The 21601-nt window shown below is 41.7% G+C and carries 22 protein-coding genes, 2 tRNA genes and 1 riboswitch; of the genes, 11 read left to right on the top strand and 13 right to left on the bottom strand.

Features of this window, described 5'->3' with window-relative positions; translation table 11 throughout:
* Positions 1-84: 84 nt before the first annotated feature.
* The 3 genes from F902_RS01020 (at position 85) to F902_RS01030 (ending at position 2367) form a co-directional block, all read left to right on the top strand.
* Positions 85-1926, top strand: a complete 1842-nt coding sequence (locus F902_RS01020; protein WP_005200372.1) for a long-chain-acyl-CoA synthetase — start codon at positions 85-87, stop codon at positions 1924-1926.
* A 173-nt stretch (positions 1927-2099) separates the two neighbouring features.
* Positions 2100-2175 (top strand) — tRNA-Lys (locus F902_RS01025).
* A 116-nt stretch (positions 2176-2291) separates the two neighbouring features.
* Positions 2292-2367: transfer RNA gene (locus tag F902_RS01030), tRNA-Lys, on the top strand.
* 122 nt (positions 2368-2489) lie between these two features.
* On the opposite strand, the gene hemW is transcribed toward F902_RS01030, so the two are convergent.
* Positions 2490-3644, bottom strand: coding sequence for a radical SAM family heme chaperone HemW (gene hemW, locus F902_RS01035; protein ID WP_005200373.1), 1155 nt, complete (start codon positions 3642-3644; stop codon positions 2490-2492).
* Positions 3645-3783: 139 nt separating this feature from the next.
* Between hemW and F902_RS01040 the strand changes: the two genes are divergently transcribed.
* From F902_RS01040 to F902_RS01055, 4 genes are all read left to right on the top strand, one after another.
* The gene (locus tag F902_RS01040; protein ID WP_005200374.1) at positions 3784-4245 is read left to right on the top strand and encodes a DMT family transporter; all 462 of its coding nucleotides are present in this window, start codon (positions 3784-3786) and stop codon (positions 4243-4245) included.
* A 30-nt stretch (positions 4246-4275) separates the two neighbouring features.
* Positions 4276-5637: an MATE family efflux transporter gene (locus F902_RS01045; protein ID WP_005200375.1), complete on the top strand. Its 1362-nt coding sequence runs from the start codon at positions 4276-4278 to the stop codon at positions 5635-5637.
* 189 nt (positions 5638-5826) lie between these two features.
* Positions 5827-7119 (top strand): ABC1 kinase family protein, encoded by a 1293-nt coding sequence (locus F902_RS01050; RefSeq protein WP_005200376.1) that lies wholly within the window; start codon positions 5827-5829, stop codon positions 7117-7119.
* 210 nt (positions 7120-7329) lie between these two features.
* Positions 7330-7584 carry a type B 50S ribosomal protein L31 gene (locus F902_RS01055; RefSeq protein ID WP_004656092.1) on the top strand — a complete coding sequence of 85 codons (255 nt, stop codon included), beginning with the start codon at positions 7330-7332 and terminating at the stop codon, positions 7582-7584.
* Positions 7585-7675: 91 nt separating this feature from the next.
* On the opposite strand, the gene F902_RS01060 is transcribed toward F902_RS01055, so the two are convergent.
* The 3 genes from F902_RS01060 to F902_RS01075 all read right to left on the bottom strand — a co-directional run bounded on the left by F902_RS01060 (position 7676) and on the right by F902_RS01075 (position 9533).
* On the bottom strand, positions 7676-8005 hold the full coding sequence (locus F902_RS01060) for a DUF190 domain-containing protein (protein WP_005200377.1): 330 nt from the start codon (positions 8003-8005) through the stop codon (positions 7676-7678).
* A gap of 16 nt (positions 8006-8021) precedes the next feature.
* The gene (gene crcB / locus F902_RS01065) at positions 8022-8402 is read right to left on the bottom strand and encodes a fluoride efflux transporter CrcB (RefSeq protein ID WP_004802433.1); all 381 of its coding nucleotides are present in this window, start codon (positions 8400-8402) and stop codon (positions 8022-8024) included.
* Positions 8403-8534: 132 nt separating this feature from the next.
* Positions 8535-8601, bottom strand: a riboswitch (Fluoride riboswitch).
* A gap of 80 nt (positions 8602-8681) precedes the next feature.
* Positions 8682-9533, bottom strand: a complete 852-nt coding sequence (locus F902_RS01075; RefSeq protein ID WP_005200378.1) for a DUF2071 domain-containing protein — start codon at positions 9531-9533, stop codon at positions 8682-8684.
* A gap of 140 nt (positions 9534-9673) precedes the next feature.
* Here F902_RS01075 and F902_RS01080 point away from each other — a divergent pair, with 140 nt between their 5' ends.
* Positions 9674-10006 carry a HopJ type III effector protein gene (locus F902_RS01080; RefSeq protein WP_005200379.1) on the top strand — a complete coding sequence of 111 codons (333 nt, stop codon included), beginning with the start codon at positions 9674-9676 and terminating at the stop codon, positions 10004-10006.
* A gap of 65 nt (positions 10007-10071) precedes the next feature.
* Here F902_RS01080 and F902_RS01085 read toward each other — a convergent pair whose 3' ends face one another.
* Positions 10072-10812, bottom strand: coding sequence for an SDR family NAD(P)-dependent oxidoreductase (locus F902_RS01085; protein WP_005200380.1), 741 nt, complete (start codon positions 10810-10812; stop codon positions 10072-10074).
* 209 nt (positions 10813-11021) lie between these two features.
* Between F902_RS01085 and F902_RS01090 the strand changes: the two genes are divergently transcribed.
* Positions 11022-11657 carry a TetR/AcrR family transcriptional regulator gene (locus F902_RS01090; protein WP_005200381.1) on the top strand — a complete coding sequence of 212 codons (636 nt, stop codon included), beginning with the start codon at positions 11022-11024 and terminating at the stop codon, positions 11655-11657.
* Positions 11658-11731: 74 nt separating this feature from the next.
* On the opposite strand, the gene F902_RS01095 is transcribed toward F902_RS01090, so the two are convergent.
* The 5 genes from F902_RS01095 to F902_RS01115 form a co-directional block, all read right to left on the bottom strand.
* Positions 11732-12334: a flavin reductase family protein gene (locus F902_RS01095; protein WP_005200383.1), complete on the bottom strand. Its 603-nt coding sequence runs from the start codon at positions 12332-12334 to the stop codon at positions 11732-11734.
* An 18-nt stretch (positions 12335-12352) separates the two neighbouring features.
* The gene (locus F902_RS01100) at positions 12353-12763 is read right to left on the bottom strand and encodes a GFA family protein (RefSeq protein WP_005200385.1); all 411 of its coding nucleotides are present in this window, start codon (positions 12761-12763) and stop codon (positions 12353-12355) included.
* Positions 12764-12888: 125 nt separating this feature from the next.
* Complete coding sequence (dctA, locus tag F902_RS01105) at positions 12889-14151, bottom strand: C4-dicarboxylate transporter DctA (RefSeq protein ID WP_005200387.1); 1263 nt, start codon at positions 14149-14151, stop codon at positions 12889-12891.
* A 118-nt stretch (positions 14152-14269) separates the two neighbouring features.
* Complete coding sequence (locus tag F902_RS01110; protein WP_005200389.1) at positions 14270-15472, bottom strand: TIGR03862 family flavoprotein; 1203 nt, start codon at positions 15470-15472, stop codon at positions 14270-14272.
* Positions 15465-16109 (bottom strand): class I SAM-dependent methyltransferase, encoded by a 645-nt coding sequence (locus F902_RS01115; protein WP_005200391.1) that lies wholly within the window; start codon positions 16107-16109, stop codon positions 15465-15467. The genes F902_RS01110 and F902_RS01115 overlap by 8 nt, the downstream gene beginning before the upstream one ends.
* A 356-nt stretch (positions 16110-16465) precedes the next feature.
* Between F902_RS01115 and F902_RS01120 the strand changes: the two genes are divergently transcribed.
* Positions 16466-16657: a DNA gyrase inhibitor YacG gene (locus F902_RS01120; protein WP_004802417.1), complete on the top strand. Its 192-nt coding sequence runs from the start codon at positions 16466-16468 to the stop codon at positions 16655-16657.
* A 268-nt stretch (positions 16658-16925) separates the two neighbouring features.
* Positions 16926-18662 carry a hypothetical protein gene (locus tag F902_RS01125; RefSeq protein ID WP_005200392.1) on the top strand — a complete coding sequence of 579 codons (1737 nt, stop codon included), beginning with the start codon at positions 16926-16928 and terminating at the stop codon, positions 18660-18662.
* A 63-nt stretch (positions 18663-18725) separates the two neighbouring features.
* On the opposite strand, the gene F902_RS01130 is transcribed toward F902_RS01125, so the two are convergent.
* The 3 genes from F902_RS01130 to F902_RS01140 form a co-directional block, all read right to left on the bottom strand.
* A complete protein-coding gene (locus F902_RS01130; protein WP_005200394.1) occupies positions 18726-19370 on the bottom strand; it encodes an MBL fold metallo-hydrolase in 645 nt (214 codons plus the stop codon).
* A gap of 29 nt (positions 19371-19399) precedes the next feature.
* On the bottom strand, positions 19400-20416 hold the full coding sequence (gene hemH, locus F902_RS01135) for a ferrochelatase (protein WP_005200396.1): 1017 nt from the start codon (positions 20414-20416) through the stop codon (positions 19400-19402).
* A gap of 70 nt (positions 20417-20486) precedes the next feature.
* Positions 20487-21515, bottom strand: a complete 1029-nt coding sequence (locus F902_RS01140) for a DUF4062 domain-containing protein (RefSeq protein ID WP_005200399.1) — start codon at positions 21513-21515, stop codon at positions 20487-20489.
* Positions 21516-21601: the final 86 nt, after the last annotated feature.

Below are 21601 nucleotides of genomic sequence, written 5' to 3' on the forward strand. Positions count from 1 at the left end.
AACAGCATTAACAAAATGGTGTGAATGGTTGTGTTCTAACGGATAGCCATTTCTTGGATTGATCGAAAAATAAATAGGATTGATATGAGCCAAACTACGCAGACCGATATTATTACCCTTGGTGATGTCGCTACTCGACTTCCTAACTTCATCACTAAAGTACCTCATATCCTCAATGGTCTTAAACAAGCATATTTGCGAACGCCAACATCTCCTGCTGGTTTAGGTATTGCCTTTGAAAAAGCAGTCAAGCGTAACCCTCAAGGCATCGCACTGTTATTTGAAGATCAAAGCTATAGTTACCAAGCACTCAATGAGTGGGCAAACCAGATTGCACATTACTACTTATCGCTTGGGGCAAAGAAAGGTGATGTGATTGCAGTGATGGTAGAAAACCGTCCTGAACTGATTGCCTCTATCGTTGCTTTGGCAAAAATTGGGGTCACGATTGCGCTTGTGAATACCTCACAAGTCGGTAAGGTACTCGCGCACAGTATTAATCTGGTCAATCCAATTGCAGTCATTGCAGGGGAAGAAGTTCGCGCTGCAATTGATGAAGCACGCCAAGACTTAAAAGTTGCTCAAGATCGTTTCCACTGGTTTGCCGATCAAGAAACCCGTAAACATGCAGGAACGGCACCAGCAGGTTACCTGAACCTTGCCGAACAAATTGATCAATTCCCAAAATTCAATCCATCCACCACACGTACCGTGACAGGTAAAGATGGACTGTTCTATATCTACACTTCAGGTACCACAGGTTTACCAAAAGCCGTTATTTTCACGCATAGCCGCTGGACATTGGCATATGGCACTTATGGTCATATCCTGAATCTAGGTAAAGATGATGTGATGTACGTGACTCTCCCGCTTTACCATGCAACAGGTGTAGTCGTGTGCTGGTGTGGTGTGATTGCAGGCAGTGCCACACTGGCGGTACGTCGTAAGTATTCAACCAGCGCATTCTGGAAAGATGTACAGAAATTTAATGCCTCTGCGATTGGTTATGTCGGTGAACTGTGTCGTTATCTCATCGATGCACCTGCAACAGAACAGGATCGTGCACATCGTGTGACCAAGATGATCGGAAATGGCATGCGTCCGAATATCTGGGGCAAATTCAAAGAACGTTTTGGCGTCGAAGAAGTGCTTGAACTTTATGCTTCAAGCGAAGGCAACGTTGGTTTTAGCAACATCTTTAACTTTGATAATACGGTTGGCTTCTCCCCAACGCCGTATGCAATCGTTGAATTCGACAAAGAGAAGAATGAATTAGTCCGCGATAAGAAAGGTCACTGTAAGAAAGTGAAAACAGGCGAAGTCGGTCTACTGATTGGTAAGATCACCAGCCGTTCACCGTTCGATGGCTATACCGATCCTGAAAAGAACAAGTCTGTGATTTTGAAAGATGTGTTTACTCAAGGTGACTCCTATTTCAATACAGGTGACTTGGTTCGTGATATTGGTTTCCGCCATGCGCAGTTTGTGGACCGTTTAGGAGATACTTTCCGTTGGAAAGGTGAAAACGTTTCAACCACAGAAGTTGAAAATATGGTCTGCGAATATGAAAAGATCGTAGAGGCTGTGGTTTATGGCGTGGAAATTCCAAATACCAATGGTCGCGCAGGTATGGCAGCGATTACTTTGGTTGATGGTGCAGAACTTAATGAAGCGGATTTAAGTGACATGGTCAATGTGTTTAAAAAGTGCTTACCGTCTTATGCCATTCCTGTTTTCTTACGTGTTCAAGAGAAAGTTGAAACCACAGGTACATTTAAATACCAGAAGAATAAACTGAAAGAAGACGGCTTTAATCCAAGCAAAACTTCTGAACGTTTACTGGTTTTATTACCCGGTGCAAGCAGCTATAGTGATGTAAATACTGAGATCTTTGATAATATTCAAAGCTATCAATACCGTTTCTAGTTTATTTTTTAGCTAAACAAGAGGAAATCGTGCTTTTTATAAACAATCATGCACATGTTTTTAAATTTCCTCTTGTGTTAGCTGAATAAGTTGCTAGAATACGCAACATCAAAACGAAGACGCATTTAGAACAAATTAGTTTTTCTTGCGAAGCTTGTTGAAATACATGCTTAGGGTCGTTAGCTCAGCTGGTAGAGCAGCGGACTTTTAATCCGTTGGTCCCGCGTTCGAATCGCGGACGACCCACCATCTAATGTTTTGATAATCCTGAAAAGGACTGATAACCGAAAGTTATCAAGATTTGTAAGACTACGCGCTTTGCTTGTCTTGCAACAATTTTAGAGTGTTACTCTAAAATTCTTTCAGGGTCGTTAGCTCAGCTGGTAGAGCAGCGGACTTTTAATCCGTTGGTCCCGCGTTCGAATCGCGGACGACCCACCAAATTCTAAAAAGCCTCATCAATGATGAGGCTTTTTTATTGTCTGCCTAATTTCTTTCAGAAAAATGACAGACTGATTTGAATGGCTTCAAGCATCCTTGCTTAAAGCATTACAACCATTGAATTATAAAAATTTCTCTAACACCGAGTTTAAAAAGATATGCCCCTGCTCGGTACAGGCAATTCGATCCTGATCAGCAATGAGCAGTTTTTTCTCACGCAACTGATGCAAGGTCTCATTCAAATCTTCCAACGCAAGCCCAGTACGTTGAGTATAAAATTCAGCAGCCACACCTTGATTTAAACGCAAGGCATTCATCATAAACTCAAACGGCAATTCCTCAGCTTCAATCCGTTTCATTTGTACATGCTCAGCTGGCACTTTGGCTAAATAGTCTTTCGGCAAACGGGTTTTCTGAAAACGATAAATCCCATCTGGTCGGGTGACTTTGCCATGTGCTCCTGCACCAATCGCCAGATAATCACCAAATTGCCAATAATTTAAATTATGCGCAGATGGCTTTTCCTTACGCCATGCTGAAACTTCATAATTGACATAACCCTTGGCTTTTAAATATGCCTCACCCTGCTCCTGAATGTGTTCTAAAACTTCATCTTGAGGCAATACAGGTTGGGTTCGGAAGAAAACCGTGTTTGGCTCAATGGTCAGTTGATACCAACTAATATGTGTTGCACCCTGCTCCACAGCCAATTTAAGATCCGTTAAGGCTTGTTCTTCTGTTTGCTGGGGTAAACCATGCATCAGATCAACATTAACGCGCTCAAAGCCTGCTTGACGTGCCTGCTGAATCGCATCTAATGCATTATTGGCAGAATGGATACGACCTAGCCGTTGTAAATGTTCAGGATCAAAACTTTGCACACCGAGTGATAAACGATTAATTCCCACCGCCAGATAATCGGCAAATGGATCATGCTCAACCGTCCCTGGATTGGCTTCCAGTGTAATTTCACAGTCATTTTCAAAGTCTAAACGTGCTTTGAGTTGATCAAACAACCATTGATAACCTTGTGCAGAAATCAGTGATGGCGTACCACCACCAATAAATACACTGTGGATAGACCGCCCTTGCGCCATTTCAATCTGCGTATCAAAGTCAGCCACTAACGCAGCAAGATATTGCTGTTCCAAATCCAGTGACAATTGCCCATCAGGGACAGCGTGTGAGTTAAAGTCGCAATAAGGACATTTACGTACACACCACGGCATATGGATATACAAGGACAGTGGGATATTTGCAGGATTTAACAGACTCAAAATACAAGCTCAATGACAGAACCTGATTATTTTAACATGACTCGACTCGGTACAGTTGCAGCTTCAATACGGTATACAACTTATCATCCCCTAGGTATTCAGTTAGACTGAAAGTATAAAGAACAATTAGACCGATAATATGATGAAAATTTCCAGCCAACTGCTATTTATTCTGCCGCTTGCTTTAGGGATTGGAATAGCAATGGCCTTTCAAACGGCAATCAATGCACAGCTCCGAGAGTATCTTAACTCTCCCCTACAAGCCGCCTTACTTTCCTTTTGTATTGGAACGATTATTCTAGCCCTGTTGGTTTATTTCCAAGGTGCAGACAAACCCAGTTTAACTGAACTTTCACAAATTCCATGGTTTCTCTGGTTAGGTGGATGCCTTGGGGTTTATGCAATCAGTATGAGCATTTATACTGCACCTAAACTCGGATTTTTAACTTTTTCAGGTTTAGTGATTTTTGGACAATTGGTGATTTCCATGCTCATCGACCACTTTGGCTGGTTAGGTACAGACAAAACACCCATTAACTGGCAACGCCTACTGGGCAGTATTGTGATTTTTATTGGTGTGTTATTCACATTACAACGCTAATTCTCCCCCATTTTAATAAGAGTAATTTTTGTGTCCCATGCCACAACCAAGCGCTTTGAGCTCAAACAGCTATTTCATTTGATGTTTCCAATTCTGATTACACAGTTTGCCCAAGCTGGATTAGGTTTAATCGATACCATTATGGCTGGTCATCTTTCTGCTACGGATCTGGCTGCGATCGCAGTTGGTGTTGGATTGTGGATTCCAGTCATGCTGCTCTTTGCCGGAATCATGTTGGCAACAACACCGTTGGTGGCTGAGGCGCGTGGTGCAAGAACACCCGAAAAAATTCCAACCATTGCGCGCCAGTCTTTGTGGGTTGCGGTGATTCTTGGTGTTGTTGCCATGTTGATTCTGCAATGTATGCCCATGTTTCTGTCCCTGTTTGGCGTGCCTGAAAGTTTAATACCCAAAGCAAGCCTTTTCTTACATGCAATTGGTTTTGGTATGCCTGCAGTGATGATGTATGCGGCACTACGCAGTTATTCTGAAGCATTGGGACATCCACGCCCTGTCACAGCCATTAGCTTGATTGCTTTACTGGTATTAATTCCGCTGAACTTTATCTTTATGTATGGCTTTGGGCCAATTCCAGCATTAGGCAGTGCAGGTTGTGGCTTTGCAACAGCGATCCTGCAATGGCTCATGTTTATCACTTTAGCCATTTATATTTCCAAAGCAAAAGCCTATCAACAGGCACCGATCTTCACCAAATGGGAAAGAATTGATCCTGTTTGGATTAAACGCATTTTAAAACTGGGTTTACCGATTGGGCTGGCGGTATTTTTCGAAGTCAGCATTTTCAGTACTGGAGCGATTGTACTGGGGCCACTGGGTGAAAATGCGATTGCAGCTCATCAGATTGCAATTTCGGTTACTTCACAGCTGTTTATGATTCCGCTGTCCTTAGCCATTGCTTTGACGATTCGTGTTGGCATGTATTATGGCGAACAAAACTGGCATGCAATGCGTCAAGTACAAATTGTGGGATTGATTACGGCCACAATCTTTGCTGCCTTGACCATGACACTCATTGTGCTTGCACGTCCCTATATCGTGGCTATCTATACCACAGATATTAATGTTATTCCTGTGGCGATGTACCTGCTCTGGTTCGCGATGGCTTATCAGCTGATGGATGCATGGCAAGTCAGTGCCGCTGGGTGCTTACGTGGCATGCAGGACACTCAAGCGCCGATGTGGATCACCTTAATGGCGTATTGGGTGGTGGCCTTCCCGATCGGTCTATACCTTGCGCGCTATACTGTTTGGGGCGCTGCTGGTGTCTGGCTCGGCCTGATTATTGGCTTAACGATTGCCTGTGTGCTACTGATCGGCCGTTTATATTTAAACAATAAACGTTTGGCACAGCGTGCAAATCTCAATCTATAAAAATTAACCCGCATTTAGCATTATTGATTCAGAGCAGCACGGATGCTGCGCTTGCCTTGATACGCCCATCAAGGCTCCCCCCTTCACGACATGCTTACATCACTTAACATTTTGGTATAGGCAATTTAAGTTTTGTCGCCTATGATCAAAGCATCACTTTGAAACTGGATCATCCGAGGTCAAGCACATATGGCAAAACATGCAAGCTCTCCCAGTAAGCGTTTTTTTAAACTGGCTGGCATGACCGCAAGTATTGCCAGCAAAAGTGTTGCCAACTCCATTCGCAATCTCACCGCAGATGAAGAACAAAAAAATGCAGCACGCAGCAAACTGTTCCAAGATATCGGCTTACAAATTGCCGATACCTTAGGTGAAATGAAAGGTGCGGTGATGAAAGTCGGGCAAATTGCCTCGCAATATAAAGATATCTTCCCACCAGAAGTGGCAAAGGCGATTGCCAAACTACAACGCCAAGCCCCTGCCATGCCTTTTGCAGCGATTCAGCAACAAGTTGAAAAAGAGCTGGGCAAACCTTTAAACCAGATTTTTAGTTCCTTTGAAACAGAGCCTTTTGCTGCTGCTTCAATTGGTCAAGTACACCGTGCAGTACTACCAGACGGTCAGGCTGTGGTGGTGAAAGTGCAATATCCTGGTGTAGATCAAGCTTGTGAAAGTGATTTAAAACAGGTTCGTCTGGCTTTACGCTTAATGGGTGTATTAAAAATTGATAAGAAGCTGCAAGATCAACTGTTTCAGGAAATCCAAGACAGTTTATCTGCCGAACTGAATTATGAAATTGAAGCACAAAACCTAGAAGTGTTTAAAACCTTCCATGAAAAGCTGGATGATCAAATCATCATCCCAACCGTGTATAAAGACTATTCATCACGTCGTGTACTCACGCTCAGTCTTGAGCAGGGTGAGTCCATTGAAACCGCCAGCACATGGTCGGTTGAAACACGTAATCAAATTGGTCGTCGTCTGATTCGCGCTTTAGGACAGGAAATGTTTTTCTTGAAGCGTTTCCATTGTGACCCACATCCAGGCAATTTTGCTTTCCACGAAGATGGCAGCGTGATTATTTATGATTATGGCAGTGTTAAAACCCTTTCCCCTGAAATCATTCAGCACTTCAAAGCACTGGTGAATGCAGCGCGCCAAGAGGATATTGCTCAGGTTGAAGATTTGCTGGTTGAACTGCATTCGATTGCGGAGAAACAGAAATTTCCAAGCGAACTGTATACGCAATGGATTGAAATCCTGTTGCGCCCACTAAGCACCCATTATGACTTTGCCAAGAACTCATCGCATCACGATGGCATGCTGTTAGTGAAAAAATCCCTGAAATACTGGGATGTGTTTAAACCCTCTCCAGATACCTTGATGGTTAATCGAACCATTTCAGGACATTACTGGAACCTTATTCACCTCAAAGTGCATGACAATCTCAATGATTTATTTGAAGAATTGGTCCCGAACTAAACTTCATAAAAATGCCAATCAGATGATTGGCATTTTTATTTCTTTCATATTCAAACTTTTAACAAATGAAATGGCTTAAGCAAAGTTCTATATCTCATGCTCGCTGATTCATTGTTTACAAATAATTTCCAACAAAACTTGAAATGAACAAGATTGACGGCATATATTGTTATGTTATAACATTTCTATTAACAATAGGAGTCATTCAAAATGCGTAAAGATATCCATCCTGCTTATCAACAAGTGTTGTTTCACGATACCAATGCCGATGCCTATTTTTTAATTGGCAGTACACTACAGACCAAACAAACCAAAGAATATCAAGGTCAGGTCTATCCCTATGTGACGCTTGATATTTCCAGCGCTTCACATCCGTTTTATACAGGTGAAGTTCGCCAAGCCAGCAATGAAGGTCGTGTCGCAAGCTTTAACAAACGCTTTGCGCGCTTTAACCGCAAAGCTTAATTTTCATTTAAGTTTCACACATTAGGCTGTAAGCATTAGAAGTCTAAGGCTATCTCTCCTCCACTTAGACTTCTTTTTTTATGCCTCACTTTCAAGAATCCGGCTTGGCCTGTCCCACCACACCATATTCAATCGGTGTTTTGACATAAAACAAAGAAATTTCCTTGTCATTCAAATAGTCCAATAATTCCGTCGCCTGTTGATTGCTTACCGCAAACTGAATTTGTACGGGCCGATCAGCCAACTCAAAAAAACTGGCAGAATGAAATAAACCTTGATGATCCACGCCTTCCATCCCTGCCAGTACCGTCGCGCCACGCAAATTCATTTGCTTCGCCACCGCCAATAACCATTCACTCATCATTTGTCCCTGATAAGTCCGGTTTTGTGCCGTGTAAAAACTCAGTAAAAATCCATTCATTGTCATCACTCCAAAGCTAAGCGGCACTCAGCCATTGATGCAAGCTCATACCTAAAATGGTAAACAGCAATGATCCAATTACATGAATCAAAATTGCTGCGCAGGCATAACCCAATTTACCGCTTTGTAATAAAGCAATAATCTCGGCAGAAAAGGTCGAAAATGTGGTTAATGCACCGCAGAAGCCTGTAATCACAAATAGTTTGTAATTTGGACTCAGTGAGCTTTGAGAAAAATAAGAAATTGCAAAACCAATAATAAAGCCACCAACAAAGTTAACCGTGACTGTACCTAAAGGAATATTGGGAAAAATTGGATTAAGTTTTAAACCCAAGAACCAACGCAACCATGCACCAAGTACCGAGCCAAGCGCGATTGAGAGTAAAGGATAATACATGGCTTACTCCACACATCGCGCAGGAGATAAAGCGACATTTAACATGGATAGATCAACGTTTTTTTGATTATTTTTCATCTGCGAACTCCAAAATGGGAACAGAGCACGCACGAACCTACGCCCCCTGTTCAGGGTAACGTAGGCATCATTAGCCACAGTGGCGGTTTGTAATAGGAGGAATGCCATCTCCTTTGTTCTAAAATAACATAATTTTTAGACAACTCAACTGCTGTTTTTAAGCTGCAAGCAACTGTGTATAAAACTCAAGTTATCCACAATTTATGTCGTCTGAGATAAAATTTGCTCACCAAGCACTGCAAAATCCAGTGCAGGAACCACGAAAGCAAACGCTTCGGCATCCTCATCCAAACCGAATTGTTGCAACAATTGAGGGGCCTCTAAGCTCAGAATCTCAGCCGCTTGAATCTGCTGAAACTGTACAGGCATCTGAATATCACCCTGCGACATTCGAGTCGGTTGATCAACCCATTCCGCCCATGCATGGTCTTGATCAACCAAGAACTCAACTGCATCCTCCCAAGAGCAAAATAACCGTTGCCATGCATCAGGTAATTGCTTTTTCTTGATCATCTGCACATCACTCTTTAAGGAATAACGTTCATCAACACTCATTTCTGTATGAATCAGGTGCTCTGTCCGTTGATGCTGAAACGTCGAAGCATATTGTGCAGGCATTACATCGCTGGCCAGACGCCCTCCTAAAACATACAGTACTTGATCAACCACGACCTGCTCAAAGATCACGGTCTTGGGCTGTGAGTCATTCAAATAAAAGCGCCAGTTACTTTGTTTGGGTGAAGGCATAAACTGACGTAATTTCCCCAAGAAACTGAATCCAAAATGCTGATGCTGATAAGTCAAAATGGTAAAAATGGTTTTCCCATCTTTTTCCCATAAGGGTACATCTTTCGGATAGCGCAGACGTACTTGCTCAACATCAACCAACCAAGACAAATACACTACATTGCTGACCTGACTCTGCAAGCGCATAAAAGGCAGTCGTTGCATCATCCTACGGCGGAGTTGTAACAACAAACCACAACTTAAAATAGGTGCTAAAAACCGAAGTATAGCGTTGGATATTGATAATTTTAAACGATGTCTATTCATTATTATTCAATAAATTAATGCTCTGTTTGAGCATAAACTGCCGCCCCTATTACGTCCAGTTCAAATCGCGTCCAGCTTCTATTCTGCATTTTCAATGTTATGATGCTTGCCATTGATTCAATCAACATGGAATTTTAAAAATGGCTCAAAGCTTATTGGCACAACTGAAAGATGGCTCGGCAAAATTTGCAGATGTATTGGCATTTATCGAAGCACGTTATCAACATACTCCAACCGCCTTTCAGAATGGCGCACAATCGAATGCTGCGACTGAAAACCAAGGCAGTGCCAAAGTACTTAGCTTTGCCAAAATTGAAGGCTTGAACCAAGCAGATACGCTCAGTTTATTTGCGGAGCATTATGCATCGGTATTGGCAACGCCAGAAGCCACCGATCATCAAAATATCCGCCAGTTTATGCAACATGGCTGGGATGGCGTCAAATTTGAAGCTGAAGCACTGACTGCAAAATAAGAAAAAGGAGGTTTAACCTCCTTTTTATCATTTTGATTTATCAAAATTCTTTCTGTGTCGCCTGTTCAGGCATTAAAACCACCATCCACATCAATCACTGCACCCGTGATATAACGCCCGCTTTCACCTGCCAGATGGAGCACAGTTGCGGCAATATCATCAGGTTGTCCATAATCAGCCAATGCCAGAGTCACTCGTGCAGCGTCGGCATGTGATCCATCAGCAGGATTCATATCGGTATCGGTTGGTCCTGGCTGGACAAGATTGACTGTAATTCCGCGCTTGCCCAGATCTCGCGCAACCCCCTTAGTCAAACCAACTAAGGCAGCTTTGCTGGCTGCATATAAACTAATTCCTTCACGACTTGCCCTTGATGCAAGACAGCTACCAATCGAAATAATACGCCCATCATCAGGCAAATACTTGCTTGCCTGCATGGTCGCGGCAAAAACTGCTCGTAAATTAACCGACATAGTACGGTCATAATCCTCAAGTGTAAGTTGATCTATCTGCCCCGTCAGAAAATTACCCGCATTGTTGACTAAAATATCCAGTTGTCCAAGTCGGTCGACCGTAATGTCTACCGCGGTGATTACCTGACTGGCATCAACCGCATCAGCAGCAATAACTTCTACACGTCGACCCAAGGCACGAATTTCTGTAGCGACAGCCTCAGCTTGTTGCTTCGAACGACTATACGTAATCGCCACATCTGCACCATGTTGCGCAAGCATACGAGCAATAGCCACACCAATACCACGACTTCCACCAGTCACGAGAGCAACTCTACCTGTAAGTGTATTCATTATAAAAATCCCTGTTTTAAACATAGTCAGATATTCAGTACTGTTCCAATTCATTACTCAGCCGACTTAATTAGCTGGAAAAATAATGATCGTTAGTGGGTCTTGGGTCAGCACCAATATATGTATCGATCGATACAAATGTAGGCTTAGTATTTCTGATTGTCAACGACTTTTGTATCGAATAGTATATATCTAAAAAGGAGTATCAAATGGCACAAATGGGCCGACCTAGGACCTTTGAACGTGATCAAGCAATTCAGCAGGCCATGCATCTATTTTGGCAATACGGATATGACTCGACATCCTTGGCCCTGCTCAAAGCTAATATTGGCAATGGTATCAGTGCTCCTAGCTTTTATGCTGCCTTTGGTTCCAAAGAAGAATTATTCCGAGAAGTCATTGAGCATTACATCGCAACGCATGGTCAGGTCACGAACAGTCTCTGGGATGAAAGTCTTACACCAAGAGAAGCGATTGAAAGAACCCTGCGCCAATCCGTGAAAATGCAAACCGAATCTAGTCATCCAAAAGGCTGTTTATTGGTTCTTTCAACGGCGACCTGTTCCCCCGAAAATATCCACATTCAACAACTCTTAACCCAGCATCGCCTAACAACTCACGATAGATTTACACAATGCGTTCAACGTGCTGTGGATACAGGTGAATTAACGGCGGATACGAATATCACTGCTTATGCGACTAGCATATATAGCTTTTTACTTGGCATATCCATACAAGCGCGTGACGGAGTTTCTGGTGCCTGTTTAGATGCAGCAGTAACAGAAATCATGTGTCACTGGAACTCACGCGTTGCCACATCACAAGCCAAACGTCATCATGATTAAGTCTTCACCTAAAGCGTTTATTACAAAATAAAACGGAGGCTCAACACCTCCTTTTTTCTTTCATTTTTTACCATTCAAGGACGCGACAATTTCCGCAAGTCGGTACTTAAACTATAAAAATCTCCACCCATTTTGCCGACACTTTGAAGTTGCTGTTGATCAATCATCTGCCCATCCCAGAGTCGATCATCAATATAGATCGATTTCACATCCAACAAAGCTACTGTTCCACCTAATGGAAGCGTACTCAGTTGAATGATTTCCCTTAACAGGCATTCATAACGCACAGGCGCATGCTTTACCGCCAAGGCTGCGACCGCATGACTCGGTTCAGACTCAATCTGTGCAAAATCAAATTCGCTTTGCTCTGGTGGCAATAAAGCACAGGATAAATTCATCTTTTCCAGTAAGGCCGTATTGGCAATATGCACCACACATTCTCGTGTATCAATCAAATTGCGAATGGTATCTTTATCCTGCCCATTTCTTGGATTGACCTGCGAATACCACAGAATAGGCGGATTACAGCTGGCGACATTAAAGAAGGAATACGGGGCAATATTAGCAACCCCATCTGCCGACAGGGTACTAATCCATGCGATGGGTCGAGGCGTAATCCCTCCAACCAGCAAGCGATAGATTTCATTGGCATCTAAATCAGACGTTGCAAAAATCATGAGAACAACACGTCCAATTTAGGGACGTTCAGCATATTGCGGTAAATCATCGGCAATACAATCCCATTCGGCTTTAGAAGCCGCAAAAATATGCATGCTTGGTTTTTGCTGCAAAGGTGTATCTAAAGTCCCTATTCTTAAGCGATAAAGCTCAGGCTGTGCATCGCGCGAACTGATCAGTGGAGAGCCACATTCACCACAGAACCAGCGATACACGCCCGATGCAGCAAACTTTTTAACCAACTCTTCACCCTGAGTAATTTTAAAAGCTGCACTGCTAATCGGTGCATTGGTCGCATAAGCCGTGCCATTGGCTTTTCGGCAACGCTGACAATGGCATTGTATGATCTCGCCAATGTCGCCATGAATCTCATAATGAATTCCATCACATAAACAACTGCCACGATATATAGGCGAGATCTGAGACATTGCACATTCCTTTGATGATTTTTCCACTAAAAATATAGGCTAGATCTCATCCCCATGCAAATTACAAATGGTATTTATTCAGAACATGTCAATTTACTCGGACAATCCTTTGCAATAATCAGCAGTTAAACCTTTTGGCTTAATACTGCTTGAGCACGTGCATGATCAATATCCTTTTCCCAATCCGCAATTGCAACCGTTGCCACGCAGTTTCCAATCAAGTTGGTACACGCGCGTACAATCCCTATAAACCAATCTACTGACAACAACAAAACCAAACCAATGGTTGGAAGACTCGGAATGACAGATAAAGTTGCCGCCAAAATAACTAGAGCTGAACCTGGAATACCGTGCGCACCTTTAGAGGTCACTAAAGAAACCAATAAAATTGCCAGTAGATCATGCATGGATAAATCAATATTGCAGGCTTGTGCAATAAATATCACCCCAAGCGTTAGATAAATAGAGAATCCATCCAGATTAAAAGAATAACCTGTCGGAATGACCAAGCCTACGGTTGATTCCTTGATCCCTAAATTTTTCAACTTTTTCATGATTTGAGGCAGTACAGAATCAGAAGATGCCGTACCCAATACAATCAACAGTTCGGCTTTAAAATAATTTATAAATTTGAATATATTCAACCCTGAAACTTTCAGAATTCCACCTAAAACAATCAGCACAAATAGAATACAAGTCACATAAAACAGTAAGACTAAATAACCCAGTTGGACTAGCGAATCTACCCCAAATTTTGCAGTGGTGTAGGCGACTGACCCAAAAACACCGATTGGAGCTAGACGAATAATCAAAGCCATCATTTTAAAGAACACTTCAGAAAATGCTTCGATTGCCTTGCAAATCAGCTTAGCAAAATGTTTTGGAATCAATAATAATGCGACACCAAACAAAATCGCAATCAATAAAACTTGTAATATATCGCCACGGGCAAAAGCATCTACAAATGTTTTAGGAATAAGGTGGAGTAAGAAATCTGATCCTGAACCGAGACTATGTGCACGTTCGGTATAAACATTTAGGTCCTTAGCATCTAGTTGAGTAATATCTATATTCATACCGACACCCGGTTTGAATACATAGGCAACCACAATCCCCAAAATCAGTGCAATACTGGTGACCACTTCAAAATATAAAATGGTTTTTGCGCCAACTTTTCCCATTTTTTTAATGTCATTTGCGCCATAGATTCCCAGAACAACCACACAGAAAACAATAGGCGCAATCAACATCTTGATCAATGCAATAAAGCCATCTCCTAATGGTTTTAACGCTAAAGAAAAATCGTGAAAGCTAATACCAATAATAATGCCGAGCATTAAAGCAAAAATAACTTGAAGAAATAGACTGGACTTAAACTTCTGCCACATTGAACATTCATCAATAACAAGATAAATATCAACAGTGCAAGAAACTCGCCAAGAGATAAAAATAGAGTGATTTAGAACATGAAAAATATATAAATTTAAGTCAATCCTTTTGGAAACATTATCTTATAAGACTGTGCTTTAAGCGTTGATACACGCCTTCCCCCGCTGCACGCCCTGTTGCGAAACAAGCCGTCAGTAAATATCCCCCTGTTGGTGCATCCCAGTCCAGCATTTCACCACAACAAAATACGTAGGGATTGGACTGCAATTGCAGTTGTGGGGATACAGCACTTTGCTTTACCCCACCGGCACAGCTGATGGCCTCTTCGATTGGACGGAAACCATCCAAAGGAATACTCAACTGCTTAATTTGCTGAGCCATTTGCTTGGCATCTGACCATAAGCTTTTTTCGACAATTTCTCGAAGTAGATTAATTTTGACAGTGTCCAAACCTGCTTTACGCCAGAGATTGGTCAAAGACTGCTTTTTATTGCCCTGTAATTTCTTTTCTAATTGATCAATGCTGATATCAGGCAGTAAATCCAGATGTAATTGTAAACACTGTTTTTGGGCAAGCTGTGCTCTGAGATTACGACCCAGTTTATAAATCACGCCACTCTCAAAGCCGTAATGAGTAATGATGATATCCCCATGGGTTTGCTGTTCGGGATGCACCCACGCATTAACGCGCTTCAACGGCTGACCGAAACACACCTGCATGAACGGCGACCATGTTTTGAGCACGCCTGCATTACTGGCTTGGAAAGGCTCAATTTCATTTTTTGAGAGCCATTGCTGCCATGCACCATCACTGCCTAACTGCGACCATGATACTGCACCACAGGCCAAAATAATCGCATCATAAGTTGCATTAAAGCGCTGGGTTTGGTTCTCAATCATGAGTTGATTTTCAGATAAATCCACACAACGGTGACGATAGTGGAACTTCACCCCATCGACCATTAAGCGTTTTAACCATGCACGAAGTAAGGGGGCAGCTTTCATTTCAATCGGGAAAATTCGACCAGAGCTACCGATATAAGATTCGATACCAAGTCCTTGCATCCATTTCTGAATCCACTGCGCATCCCATTGCTTCACCCAAGGCCCCAACCATGCCGCATGGTCATAGCGCTGTATAAACCTATCGACAGGCTCAGCATGTGAAATGTTTAAACCTGTTTTACCCGCCATTAAAAACTTACGTGCTGCGGAAGGTTTCTGTTCAAACACGTCAATCTCATAGTCATATTGGCTTAGAACTTCAGCAGCCATCAATCCTGCTGGGCCTGCACCAATAATTGCAACACGCTTAGGCATCAGCTTGCTCTTGAGCGTGTTGACCTTGTAACGGTTCAAAATCATCAAAGCGGGTTTCATAACCTTCTGGTTTTCGAATGATCAACTGTTGGCACAACTCGCCACGCTCTAAATATTTGATTTCAAAATGAGTTCGTGCAGAATCTGCTGCAATTTTTTGTTTTTCATGCGGCAGCTTCCACAATTCAATCAATTGTTGTTCTGCTTCATCAATATATTCAGGAATATTACTCGCCAAAGTAATTGTGCCATTCGGCTGAAGACGAGAGAGGAGAAACTCGAAGAATGGCATATTCAGCCAACGCTGCGCTGGATTATGCGGTTCTGGATTCGGATAGAGAATGAAAAATTGTTCGACTTGTGCAGGGAATAAAGCATGCACCACCCAAGGAAGTGCATCCGCATGAATCGGATTTAAATGTTCACGTGGTTCTAATTGATGCTGTTTCTGCATTGCCACAAATTTTTCTTTGGTTCGCTCAATTGCATACAACGTGGTGTGCTGATTTTGCCCAGTAAACAATAAGGCATGTTTACCTTTTCCTGCCCCAATTTCAACGCAGATTGGCGTATTGGGAATGGCTATAAAATCACGGGGGGCTTGCATACGTTGTGCTTGAAATTGACGAATCGACATAATCTCATCAAACTATCTAGAAATCGGCATAAGTCTAACAACTCACCTTACTTTTGCCTAATCTATTTAGGGTTTGTTAACATTTCACAAATGCTTGCGACAGAGAGCATTTTTTAGCTGATGCAAGGCATGACTTATGAAGTTTAGCTATTCTAAATGAATAAGTCATAACACAGTAGCAGCAAAAAATGCTCCTGTCCCATAGGGTTATGGCTAAAACCTCCCTAAACTTCGTTATGAAACTTGACAAGGGAATCGCCATTGTCTACGTTTCATGCCTTGTTTATGTCGTTTTAGCTAATAACGCAATGCATGGTTGAAATGTCAACAAACCCTCTTTGTTTTAGGAATTTTCTATGCCACGTACATTCCCCTGCCCGCGTTGCGGTGAAGCCAGCACTTGGGAAGGTAATCAATTTCGTCCTTTCTGTTCGGAACGCTGCAAATTGATTGATCTCGGTGCTTGGGCCAGTGATGAATACAAACTCCCGACTCAGGATGCGCCACAAGCAGATCAAAAACGCAATGAAGATGATTATGAAGATTAATCATCTTCATTCTTTCAACCATTAGAAAGTTTTTCCCCAATCCAGATTGATGCATTTTAATAAAAATTTACACATTTTAGATGTGTGAATTACATCACAGTAATTTACTTTTTTTTGACCTTATGCAAATCTTAATTCAAACATTGTAATGAATAAAAATAGCAAATAACTCACGACAACTTATATCTCATACTGGTCCAACCTTAATCAAAATTTTATAGGGATCAGTTTGTTTAATAAAAATATTTAGACTTACTAGGATGTAATAATGAATCAATCTATTCCTTATCAGCTCAGGGTTTTAGTCACTCAAATTGATCCAAATCTAGATGCCAATTGGCAGCTCAGTTTACAAACACTTTTTTCCACCTGCGCTGCTGAAGACCGTGAAAATATTTGCCAGCAGATTTTGCAACTCAAAAAGATTCACTGGAATCGAAAAGAGCACAGTTTCTCTTATCTTGCCAAGCATGACATCCACCTATTGGCAGAAAAAATTCAAGATGCGCCCATGAAAGTGTTAGTCAGAAGCATTGCCAATTCTTTGGAAAAATTAAAACAATACCAAGATATCTATGCCATCTCCGACTATTTAGAGAATATGCTCGGTCAGATTAACCGCATCAATACAGAAGATGACTTTGATCTACAAGAACAGAAAAAACAGGTGTTAAAAGAATTCATCTATGCCTCTGTACAGATCATTTTGCAGAAAGAAGTCATTCAATTACCCGCCAATCAAAGACATATCAATACAGATGTCATCAAAACCTTTATTACTGAAGTATTTTTGAAACAACAGCTACTCAAATATTCCTTTAATATTATTCGTTCTCATCAGTTACGCGAAGAAAAGCCACATATTCTTAAATATTTTTTATATCAACAGCAAAAAACAAAACAGCTTGATATTGTTAAAACGTCTCAATATATCTTTGCACTCGCACCGAGCAAAGAAGGTATCGCAAATACTTTTTCAATTCGACGCTTTTTGCAGGAAGAAAAATTTGAAGCTTGTGAAAATATTTACTTCAATGCTGCTTTTTTAGCTTTAGACCAAATCGAAGATGAATCACAGCATCAGCAATTCCGATGGCAAATGGATCACATCATTACGATTGATAAACAAGTCAATCACTATGTCTCTGATATTGTTCGTCATATCGAGCTTTATGCCAATAAAACCCTGATTCCCTTTTTGATGGAACCGCTTAATCCCCACGGCGTCTTTATTGAGAAGCTAGTTGAACAACGACTGATTGATTTTGAACAAAAGTTATGTCGCAATATTCTTGAACCGATCGCAGATGCTTTAAAACATGCAGTGCATCATAGTGATGAATGTCATTATCTTTACATTAGCGTCAAACAAACCTTGGATGATCTGATTAGCCATTTTATTGCCTTTCAATCACAACCTTCAATTATCTTAAATAAACAGGTCAATCTATTTATCGCGCGACTTAAATCCTACGCCACTTTATTGCAAAAACGCCATAGCGATGTATTTACCGTGTTTTCTTATGATGACTGGAAAAAGCATCATACAGCAGCATTAGAGCCAACCAATATTCTCAAAGACTTAAGCATTAGTTGTTTGCAAGAATATAAAGATGCATTTTCAGAGTTAAAAGAGAATCAGCGTCAACTGAAACAAAGCGTGTCTTTTCTCAGTAAGCTGCTTAATAAACCACAGAAAATAAAAGATAATATTATTAAGTTAAAAGAGAAAACCTCACAAATCAAAAAACATGCTCATCAGGAAATTATTCGTATCCAACGGCGTTTTCCTTCCTTGATCGTGTATTTAGAATTTGAATCACTGATTTCAATCAATCATAAAGAACGGCATTATGCCTTCCCGACAGGAGACAATGGTATTACCCGTCTACCAATTTTGATTCAGATCCCAGAAGATAAAGCATCTTTTGATCTACAAAGTATTTGTAATAGTTTGAATTTTGATTTGAACTTAGCCAATCAAAAATGGCTAGAAAGCATTTAGTCAGCAATAAAACAGGCTTAGCCTGTGTATAAACACTAATTTATACACAGGCTCTCTACCGAATTAACCCGCTTTGCTTGCCACAAAAGGATTGAATTGCTTTTCATAACCGATGGTGCTCATCGGACCATGACCTGAGATAAATTGCGTTTCATCTGGCAAGCTAAAGCATTCGCGTTGAATCGAATCTAGTAGCTGTTGGTGATTGCCTTTTGGGAAATCTGTACGCCCAATCGAACCTTTAAACAGTACGTCACCCGTCCACAATAAGCCATGTTTGGCGTTATAGAACATGACATGGCCTGGGGTATGACCTGGTGCGAAACGCACTTCAAACTCGTCCTCACCCAGCTTTAATACTTCACCACCTTCGAGCCACTGATCAACTTTTACAGGCTGTGGGATTGGAAAACCATAACGTGCCGAGACTTCCTGAATCATGTCTAACCAGAACTGGTCTTCTTTATGCGGACCAATCACAGGGATCTTCCAAGCTTCAGCCAACTCACCGACTGCACCTGCATGATCCAAATGTCCATGGGTCAACCATAGTGCTTTCACTTTTAAGCCCAAAGTTTCTACTTCTTTTTTAAGTACCGCAGCATCACCACCCGCATCAATCAAAATCGCTTCTTTGCTTTCACTGTCCCATAAGATTGAACAGTTTTGGGCAAATGCAGTAACAGGGACAATTTTGACTTGCAACATAGAAACCTCTGGCGAAATAAAGCGTCAATTCAACGATGGGCTAAGGTATGAGTGAGTGCATCAAGATTAGCCTGAACCAGACTGGCAAGCAAATCTATATGCGCCTGATCCGCATTCAAGGCAGGAATATAGGCATATGCCCCACCACCCGCATGCTGGAAAATTTCTTTATTCTGCATTGCCAACTCTTCCAGCGTTTCCAGACAATCGGCTGAAAATGCAGGACTAATCACCTGTACGGACTGAACTTTTTGCTCGCCCCATTGTTGTAATAGCTGGTCGGTGTAGGGTTTGACCCACTCTTGCTTACCAAATCTTGACTGGAAGCTAATCGCCCATTCATGCTCTTGCAGATGTAAGGCCTCTGCCACCAGACGCGCGGTCATTCGACAACGATCGGCATAAGGATCACCTTTATCGGCATAAGGCTGTGGAATACCATGGAACGACATGAGTAATTTTTCAGGTTTTCCATGCTGTAATTGATAGTTCAATACGCTATCTACCAAGGCCTGAATAAACAGAGGATGCTGATAATAATCCTTAATCAGGGTAATGCCTGGCAAATGACGTTGCTGTGGAATCCATTTGGCAAAGGCATCGTATAAAGGTGCAGTTGAGGTCGCAGAATATTGTGGGAACAGGGGTAGTAAAATGACATGCTCTTGTGGCGTTTGCGCCAGTTGATCAAGTACATCATGAATACTGGGTTGACCATAGGTCATTGCAGGGACAACGCTAAGCTCAAACTGATGATTTTCTTCTTGTAGACGCTGCTTAATCAGCAGTGTTTGTTCCAATACAATTTCACGCATTGGCGAGTCATTTGACCAAACCGAAGCATAAGCTTCAGCCACACGTTTTGGACGAAAGGTCAGGACAAATAAGTGTAGGATAATCCACCAAAGCAACTTGGGAATTTCAATCACACGCGTATCTAACAAAAATTGCTTTAGAAAGCGTCTTACTGCTGGCACAGTGGCTGCATCTGGTGTACCAAGATTGGCCAGAATCACAGTCACTTTTGGTTTTTGTGTTGCTAACATAGACCGCATCCGCTTTTCATTGAGTTCATTCAATTACTTTAGCAGTTTTAAGGCTTTTTTCTAAATTGGATTAATGCATGGTCTTAAATTGAAAAACCCGATTACTGTCCAAAACATTACTTTCCAATAATTTCTGCCCTTTTGCTGTCAGTTGCCACAGCATACGCTGACGATCATCACGTCCTGTCGGCATGATCCATTCATTTTGACGCATCTGTAATTTAATTTCATGCAACGCCCGAATATTGACTTGAGCACGAGAAACCGCATGTGCTCTTGGCATCTCTTTGCGTGCATCCTCCAAACCCGTTTCATTTAGATATTCATTCATGCGTTTAGAAAAATATTCTTCCGGTGTTGGAATGACAAAAGCCGAGCCCAAAACATTCAGTAATTGTGCCCACGTCATTTTACGATGCGGTTTAACTTCTTTGAAATTACCATCTTGATAAGCATGCATGCGGTACTCAAAAGAATACAGTTCATGCATCGAAACTTTAGCAACATTGGTCAATGGATCTGTTTCACGATTACCGAGCTCTGTTTCCAGCTGTTTGACTTTGGCTCGCAATGCATCAATTTCATCACGTAGTACCTGTGTGTTTTGCGGACGCACCCAACCCACGACAGGATAACGCTCTAACATCTGCGGCATACTTGAACGCACTGCCAACTCTAAATCTCTTAATGTTCGATAACAAAAGACTTGGTCAACTTCATGTTGAAGCTGTTTTCTAAAATCTTTAAATTTTTCTTTTAACTCAGATTTATGATCATGCAATTTTGTATCACGCGATTCCGGATCTTCATGCATAAATACAATGACTGGCTTCTGTTTGGTCATCGCATAAATATATTCCAGATGCATATAGCCTACACCTGAAACCGATTGTTCGCCATATTGGCTACCCAAGAGAATCACCACATAATCACAATCATCAATTTGACGACGGGCAATCGAGGTACTTAAAGGCGTACGTTGCTCTAAACCCCAAGACAGGAATCCCATTCCCACAAGAGTTTGTGCCAAAACCGCTCGCTCTGGTTGCATTTCATTGCCAGAGGTAGAAATAAAGACTTGATAACGAGTATCTTGCATAGGCGAAGCCCCAATTCATTTATCAATAATATCAAGTATGCATCTTGATTTTTATTAACAGCTAACCCCAATAAAATATATAAAAC

Origin of the sequence: Acinetobacter higginsii (assembly GCF_000369525.1) — a bacterium.
GTDB lineage: Bacteria > Pseudomonadota > Gammaproteobacteria > Pseudomonadales > Moraxellaceae > Acinetobacter > Acinetobacter higginsii.

Coding starts and splice junctions, on each gene's coding strand:
- F902_RS01060 (WP_005200377.1), bottom strand. CDS start 8,005: ATGAATGGATTTTTACTGAGTTTTTACACGGCACAAAACCGGACTTAT.
- F902_RS01040 (WP_005200374.1), top strand. CDS start 3,784: ATGATGAAAATTTCCAGCCAACTGCTATTTATTCTGCCGCTTGCTTTA.
- crcB (WP_004802433.1), bottom strand. CDS start 8,402: ATGTATTATCCTTTACTCTCAATCGCGCTTGGCTCGGTACTTGGTGCA.
- F902_RS01130 (WP_005200394.1), bottom strand. CDS start 19,370: ATGTTGCAAGTCAAAATTGTCCCTGTTACTGCATTTGCCCAAAACTGT.
- F902_RS01055 (WP_004656092.1), top strand. CDS start 7,330: ATGCGTAAAGATATCCATCCTGCTTATCAACAAGTGTTGTTTCACGAT.
- F902_RS01115 (WP_005200391.1), bottom strand. CDS start 16,109: ATGTCGATTCGTCAATTTCAAGCACAACGTATGCAAGCCCCCCGTGAT.
- dctA (WP_005200387.1), bottom strand. CDS start 14,151: ATGTGGCAGAAGTTTAAGTCCAGTCTATTTCTTCAAGTTATTTTTGCT.
- F902_RS01050 (WP_005200376.1), top strand. CDS start 5,827: ATGGCAAAACATGCAAGCTCTCCCAGTAAGCGTTTTTTTAAACTGGCT.
- F902_RS01125 (WP_005200392.1), top strand. CDS start 16,926: ATGAATCAATCTATTCCTTATCAGCTCAGGGTTTTAGTCACTCAAATT.
- F902_RS01140 (WP_005200399.1), bottom strand. CDS start 21,515: ATGCAAGATACTCGTTATCAAGTCTTTATTTCTACCTCTGGCAATGAA.
- F902_RS01120 (WP_004802417.1), top strand. CDS start 16,466: ATGCCACGTACATTCCCCTGCCCGCGTTGCGGTGAAGCCAGCACTTGG.
- hemH (WP_005200396.1), bottom strand. CDS start 20,416: ATGTTAGCAACACAAAAACCAAAAGTGACTGTGATTCTGGCCAATCTT.
- F902_RS01085 (WP_005200380.1), bottom strand. CDS start 10,812: ATGAATACACTTACAGGTAGAGTTGCTCTCGTGACTGGTGGAAGTCGT.
- F902_RS01075 (WP_005200378.1), bottom strand. CDS start 9,533: ATGAATAGACATCGTTTAAAATTATCAATATCCAACGCTATACTTCGG.
- F902_RS01100 (WP_005200385.1), bottom strand. CDS start 12,763: ATGTCTCAGATCTCGCCTATATATCGTGGCAGTTGTTTATGTGATGGA.
- F902_RS01095 (WP_005200383.1), bottom strand. CDS start 12,334: ATGATTTTTGCAACGTCTGATTTAGATGCCAATGAAATCTATCGCTTG.
- F902_RS01090 (WP_005200381.1), top strand. CDS start 11,022: ATGGCACAAATGGGCCGACCTAGGACCTTTGAACGTGATCAAGCAATT.
- F902_RS01080 (WP_005200379.1), top strand. CDS start 9,674: ATGGCTCAAAGCTTATTGGCACAACTGAAAGATGGCTCGGCAAAATTT.
- F902_RS01020 (WP_005200372.1), top strand. CDS start 85: ATGAGCCAAACTACGCAGACCGATATTATTACCCTTGGTGATGTCGCT.
- F902_RS01110 (WP_005200389.1), bottom strand. CDS start 15,472: ATGCCTAAGCGTGTTGCAATTATTGGTGCAGGCCCAGCAGGATTGATG.